The organism is Kordia sp. (genome assembly GCF_045105435.1).
In the GTDB taxonomy this organism is placed as follows: domain Bacteria; phylum Bacteroidota; class Bacteroidia; order Flavobacteriales; family Flavobacteriaceae; genus Kordia.
On sequence record NZ_JBGCDL010000079.1, the window covers coordinates 1 to 6,806 of the forward strand.

Annotated in this window: 4 protein-coding genes; 3 read left to right on the forward strand and 1 reads right to left on the reverse strand. The window is 35.6% G+C overall.

Translation table 11 applies throughout. From position 1 onward, the window contains the following. Together AB8B65_RS03790 and AB8B65_RS03795 are read left to right on the forward strand one after the other, a co-directional pair. Positions 1-2,820: SusC/RagA family TonB-linked outer membrane protein (locus AB8B65_RS03790; protein WP_405299528.1), on the forward strand; the 2,820-nt coding region annotated here is incomplete at its 5' end. Positions 2,821-2,951: 131 nt separating this feature from the next. Then, complete coding sequence (locus AB8B65_RS03795; RefSeq protein WP_405299529.1) at positions 2,952-4,301, forward strand: RagB/SusD family nutrient uptake outer membrane protein; 1,350 nt, start codon at positions 2,952-2,954, stop codon at positions 4,299-4,301. Positions 4,302-5,010: 709 nt separating this feature from the next. Here the strand turns inward: AB8B65_RS03795 and AB8B65_RS03800 are convergent. Continuing rightward, positions 5,011-6,099, reverse strand: coding sequence for a M42 family metallopeptidase (locus AB8B65_RS03800; RefSeq protein ID WP_405299530.1), 1,089 nt, complete (start codon positions 6,097-6,099; stop codon positions 5,011-5,013). A gap of 108 nt (positions 6,100-6,207) precedes the next feature. On the opposite strand from AB8B65_RS03800, the gene AB8B65_RS03805 reads away from it, so the two are divergent. Continuing rightward, positions 6,208-6,806, forward strand: a 599-nt coding sequence (locus tag AB8B65_RS03805; protein WP_405299531.1) for a DUF4294 domain-containing protein, incomplete at its 3' end; no start/stop codon positions are given.

A 6,806-nucleotide genomic window follows, 5' to 3' on the forward strand; every position in this document is an offset into this window, starting at 1 on the left:
ACAGGAGCACAAACCGATTTTGATGGAAATTACACAATCAGTTGTAAACAAGGAGCTGTGTTAGTGTTTTCGTATGTAGGATTTAAAAATCAAGAACAAACAGTTGCTGACAACTCCGTAATTAATATTACGATGCAAGAAGATGTTGCTTTACTGAATGAAGTATTAATTGTCGGATATGGTAAATCGAGCAAAGTTGATAATACGGGCGCCATCACAAAAATAAAAGCGGAGCAATTAGACAATGTCCCTGTTGCTTCCATACAAGAAGCATTAGCAGGAAAAGCTTCGGGTGTTTTTATAGAAAGTCAAAGCGGAAAAATTGATGGCGCCATCAAAGTCAGAATTCGTGGAACAAACTCCATTGGTGGAAACAACGAACCTTTATATGTAGTAGATGGTTTGGTCATTGCAGGCGGAACACGAGATATCAATTTCAACAATATAGAATCGTTAGAAGTACTAAAAGATGCCGCTGCTACAGCAATTTACGGATCAAGAGGTGCAAACGGAGTCGTATTAATCACCACAAAAAAAGGAAAACGAGGAAAAACGCGATTTAATGTTGACTTTCAAAACGGATTTAGCGAACCTACAAATTTGAGAGACTTTATGAATGCAGCGCAATACAGAGACTTTTTTAGAGTAGCTTCAATTAACAGATTTGGAGAAGATACTGGGAATTTTTTAGCAGATACAATTCTCGATGAATTCTCTCAAGGACAAGATGTAGATACGGATTGGCAAGACCTAGCATTTAGAAATGCCAAATTGACACAATTTAGTATTGGCGCTTCGGGCGGAAGTGAAAAAAGTAGATTCTACACAAATTTATCCTACGATCATCAAGAAGGTATTTTGATTGGAAACGACTTAAAAAAACTCAACGGAATTCTAAACTTCGAGCATGATGTGAGTGATCGTATGCGTTTAGGCATTAGTGCAACTTTGAGCCGATTAGAAACCAATAGTGTTGCAGGTGACAATGCCTTTGCAACACCAATTCAGTTGGTGGCACAAGCGCCAATTTCGCCAATACGAGATGAAGACGGAAACTTAATTCGATACGATCAAGTAGGAAGTATCGTTGGTGGATATTACAGTGCAGTCATTGAAGATGCAAACTCAACAAGAAATACGACTTCCGACAGAATCTTAGCAAACTTATATGCAGATTATAACATTACAGATTGGTTTAGTGTCCGAGCAGAACTCGGTTTGGATAGAGGATCGAGAAAAGTATTTGCCTTTCAAAATTCCAACACACAAGGAAATGAAGTTACAGGCGGATTTGGATCCACAACAATTACAAAATTTCAAACATTCTCTCCAAAAATATATACTACTATCGATAAAAAGTTCAACGATATCCATGATATAAACTTAGTAATCGGGACAGAAGCGCAAAAAACAAGAACGGAAATAGCAGGCGGAACCGCAACAGGATTTATTTCTGGGTTGGATCAAACTGGCACAGGAGCCGTTCCTACAGGTGTTTTTGGCTCAACGGCAAACAGTGGTTTCTATTCGTACTTTGGTAGATTAACCTATAAATTGAACAATAAATATATACTTGGATTTACGGGAAGATATGATGAAAGTTCAGCATTTGATGATGGTGTATTCTTTCCTGCGGTTTCAGCGGCTTGGAAAATTTCGGAAGAATCATTCCTAAAAGATTCCAAAATACTCAGTTTTATGAAGCTAAGAAGTAGTTATGGAATTGGAGGAAATAACTTCAATGGATTTCCTGGGTTAGCTTTATTCTCTTCAGTTGCCTATAATAAATTGGCAGGATTATCACCAACGCAATTGGCAAATAATGAGTTGTCTTGGGAAACTACAAAAACTTTTGATGTTGGATTGGAATTAGGCTTTTTAGATAATAGAATTAATCTTGAATTGAATTATTACGCCAAACAAACAGAAGATCTAATTCAAAGAAGACCAATAGATGCAACTTCAGGTTTTACAGGATTCTCAGCAAATGTTGGAAATGTAGAAAACAAAGGTTTTGAAATCACACTGAATACAGTAAATGTAGATACCAAAGATTTTAAATGGGAAACTAATATCAACTTCTCACAGAATAAAAATAAAGTAACAAAATTGATCAATGGACAACCAATTTTAAGTACGAATGATAGTTATATGAATGCTTTAATAGAAGGTGAACCAATCGGTGTTTTCTTTGGAAGAGAATATGCAGGTGTTGATGCTGATAACGGAGATGCATTATACTTTTTAAATGATGGTACAGATGGAACTACAAATGATCCGAATGCTGCAAACTTTACCGTATTGGGAAGTCCAAATCCAGATTGGATTGCGGGAATCAGCAATCAATTCAGATACAAAAATATAGATCTAAGTTTCTTATTCAATATTGTGCAAGGAAACAAAATTCATAAAGCTGCTGATGGTTTTATGGTTGGAGGTTCAATAGATAATCAATTAACTAGTGAATTAAATTATTGGACACCAGAAAATCCAAATACTAATATTCCGCAACCACGACTCTATGGCGGAAACGGAACTGCGGCTTCGAGCAGGTTTTTGCAAGATGGTTCATACATCAGACTAAAAAATATTTCGTTAGGATACAACTTCAATCCGAAGCTATTGGAAAAAATAAAACTAACGAATTTGCGAATCTTCATCACAGGTCAAAACCTACTCACATTCACAAAATATGATGGTTGGGATCCGGAAGTAAGCACAGATTTCTTAGCAAATGGAAACAATGTATTTCAAGGTGTAGATTTCTATTCGGCACCACAAGCAAAAACAGTAACAGTAGGCGTAAAAGTTGGATTTTAAAAATAATAATATGAAACGAGTATAAGTTTTCATTATTTCAAAATTTACGCAGTGGAATAATTAAAAGTTATGCGAGTTCCTGAATGTATTCAGTTTTTTTGAACATTCAGAAATCAAAAAAAATTAAACAGATGAAAAATAAATATATACACCACATAATGATCATCATTGCATATCTGTCATTTTCATGTGAAGACTATGTAGATGTTGAACCGCTAAATACACTTAGTGCCAGCAGCGCATTAAACAGTAACGAAAAAGTAATTGGAGCGCTCAACGGCGTATACAATACAATGTCAAGCACGGCTTTGCTCGGAGGCGATTTAATTTTTGTGTCCGAATTGTTAGCCGCAGACGGAAAAATAACCTTTGGAGGAACATTCAATGATCCGCGTCAAATTATAAACAAGCAAATACTCACCACAAATAGTAGAGTCAATAACATATTCAATGTTGGATATAGCACCATTAACAGCGCAAATTTAGTATTGGAAGCCATTGATGTGGTAAATGAAGCAGACCAAGATAGAGTAAAAGGAGAAGCCCTTTTTGCGAGAGCGTTGATTCATTTTGAATTGGTGAAACTATTTGCAAAACCATACAGCGATGGAAATGCAGCTACAAACTTAGGAATTGTGCTAAAAACAGTAGCAAGTCCTTTTAATGGTAGCGATATTGCATCTGATTGTAATGCTAGAAGTACGGTACAACAAGTATATGATCAGGTTTTGGTCGATTTAACTGCTGCAAGTACATTAGTTCCTTCCAGCAATGGAATATATGCAAACAAAGCTACTGTAAATGCTGTGTTGTCAAGAGTACACCTGCAAATGGGGAATTATGCAGGCGCAAGAGATGCCGCAAACGATGCTATAAATGATTCGGGCGCAAGTATAGTTCCTGTATATCGATTTGCCTTTGCACAAGATGCAAATACGTCCGAAGATATTTTTTCAATACAAATTTCGGAAATTGATGGCACCAACGGAATGAATACGTTTTGGGCACCAAGCACGCAAGGTGGAAGAGGTGATGTGCGACTTACAGATGGATTTATCAACTTTTTGACTTCTCAAAATAGAGGCGTAAACGCAAACCCTACTACAGCGATGGTTATTGGAAACTACACAACGAAGTGGTACAATCAATTTGGAAATATAGCAATGGTACGATTGCCAGAATTACTGCTCACAAGAGCAGAAGCAAACCTAGAACTAGGAACTTCAGTTGGCGCAACACCACAACAAGATTTAAAGGCAGTCAGAAGTAGAGCAGGATTATCTTTTATAACCGCTACTATTAGCAATGTATTAGCAGAAAGAATTGCTGAATTAGCTTTTGAGGGACATTATTTGCACGATTTCAAAAGAAGACAATTTACAATAGAAGGTTTCTCTTTTGATGCAAATGAATTGGTATTGCCAATTCCGCAAAACCAAATCAATGCGTGTCCAGATACGCAACAAAACGCTGGATATTAAATAAGACCTTACGTGTATTAGTAATTTGCTAAGAGATTATAAGTTTAATAAAAGGACATCTTTATGATTACAGTAAAATTGCTAATGCATCGTTGGGTTAAAGAAACATTATTTAGTTTTTTTAGTTGGAACTTCTTCTTGTAGCAATATAAAAAGGAGTTCCTAAAAAAAGTAAGAGATAATCTGAAACTTTTCAGACTGCCTCTTTTCTTATCTATAATGAATGGATTTTAATTTTGATTCAATTCAAAAAGAGAACGTTTTACAATATTTTAAAATTAGAATCTCCTCGTATTTGTTTGCCATAATTCGGCGAATTCACGGAGACCTTTCTTTTATTTCGAGAGCTTTCTACATAATTTCACACTATTATTAATATTTAAAATCAATTATTATGTTAGAAAACTTAGCACAATTCGAAATTCAAGATCCTCAATTAATTTATGGAGGTTCAATTGTAGAAGAAGATGCAGAAGGTTTTTAGAGTATCTGGCGAATCTCAATTCGCTAAATACAAAAAAAACTAGACGTAAAATTTAGTTTATGAAAAAAAGAGGCTGTCTTAAAAGTCGCAATTTCGTCAAACCGAACTTGATTCGGTTTCTCATAATAGTTGATAATCAGCTTTGTGAGATTCTGGATCAAGTCCAGAATGACGGCTTTTAGAACTTTTCAGACAGCCTCTTTTAAAATATCTAAAAAAGATAATTTAGTCAAAATAACTAAACGTTTCTCCGTCTTTAATTGTCAACAATGTTTCGTAAATCAAGCGAATTACATTTTCTACATCATTTTTATGTACCGTTTCTACAGTAGTATGCATATAACGTAGCGGAAGCGAAATTAACGCAGAAGGAACACCACCATTACTATACGCAAAAGCATCTGTGTCCGTTCCTGTAGAACGACTCGAAGCCATACGTTGAAAAGGGATATTCTTTTTCTCGGCAGTTGTTATAATGCGTTCGCGCAATCTATTCTGTACGGCTGGTGCGTACGAAATAACTGGTCCGTCGCCCATTTTAGTTTCTCCTTGTGTCTTCTTATTAATCATAGGAGTTGTAGTATCATGGCAAACATCAGTTACAATGGCAACATCAGGTTTAATGGTTTGCGTAATCATTTCTGCTCCGCGCAATCCAATTTCTTCCTGTACCGAATTCGTAACGTACAATCCAAAAGGAAGTTTCACTTTATTCTCATGGAGCAAACGAGCTACTTCTGCAATCATAAAACCACCAGCTCTATTATCAATAGCTCTACAAACAAACTTATCTTTGTTTAGCACATGAAACGTATCCGGATATGTAATTACGCAACCTACATGTACACCAAGTGCTTCTACTTCTTTCTTATTAGCGCATCCAACATCAATAAAAATATTATCCATTTTTGGCGGTTCTTCCTTAGCTCTATTTCTAGTATGAATAGCTGGCCAACCAAAAACACCTTTCACAATGCCTTTCTTTGTATGAATATTTACCCATTTAGATGGTGCAATCTGGTGATCACTTCCTCCATTTCGAATCACATACAGCAATCCGTTGTCAGTAATATAGTTTACATACCATGAAATTTCGTCTGCATGTCCTTCAATAACAACCTTAAACTTTGCTTTTGGGTTAATAACTCCAACTGCAGTTCCGTAAGCATCGGTAATAAATTCGTCTACATACGGTTTCAAATAATCCATCCAAATCTTCTGTCCATTCCATTCATATCCCGTTGGAGCAGCATTATTCAAATATTTTTCCAAAAAAGTCATTGACTTTTTATTAATAATTTTCTTTTTTGCCATAATTTTAAATTAATTCCAACGAAAATAATAATATTAAAACAGATTTAATAGTTATAAGAGAACGAATTATTACATTTGGTATAAAATTGACAGAATTTCAAAGCATTTATGAAAAAGATTAGTCTTATCATACTACTAATTTCATGTACATGTCAGGCGCAAATTTTCACGCAAGACACTACAAAGGTGAAGCAATATCTCATTGAAGGTGACTCTATTCCGCGCGAATCTATAGAGCTAGATCAAGTGATTGTCATGAACAAGCTAAAATTCACATCAAAAAAAGAACGCATTCGCTACCTAATACTACGAAGAAAAACGTTAAAAGTATATCCGTACGCAACAATGGCAGCAGAACGTTTGGTAACGCTCAACGAAAGGTTAGAGCAATTAGATTCTAAATCGAAACGTAGAAAATACACAAAAAGAATTCAAAAATTCATTGAAAACGAACTCACTGCCAAACTCAAAAAGCTCACCAAAACAGAAGGGCAAATACTAGTAAAGTTAATTCACCGACAAACGGGCGATACAGCTTTCAAGCTCATAAAACGTTTACGAAATGGCTGGAAAGCGTTTTGGTACAACACTTCTGCAAACTTATTCAACATCTCGCTAAAAAAGGAATTCAAGCCAGAAAGCAATCATGAAGACTATCTAATAGAAGACATTCTTCAGCGTGCATTCACTAACAATCAACTCAAAAG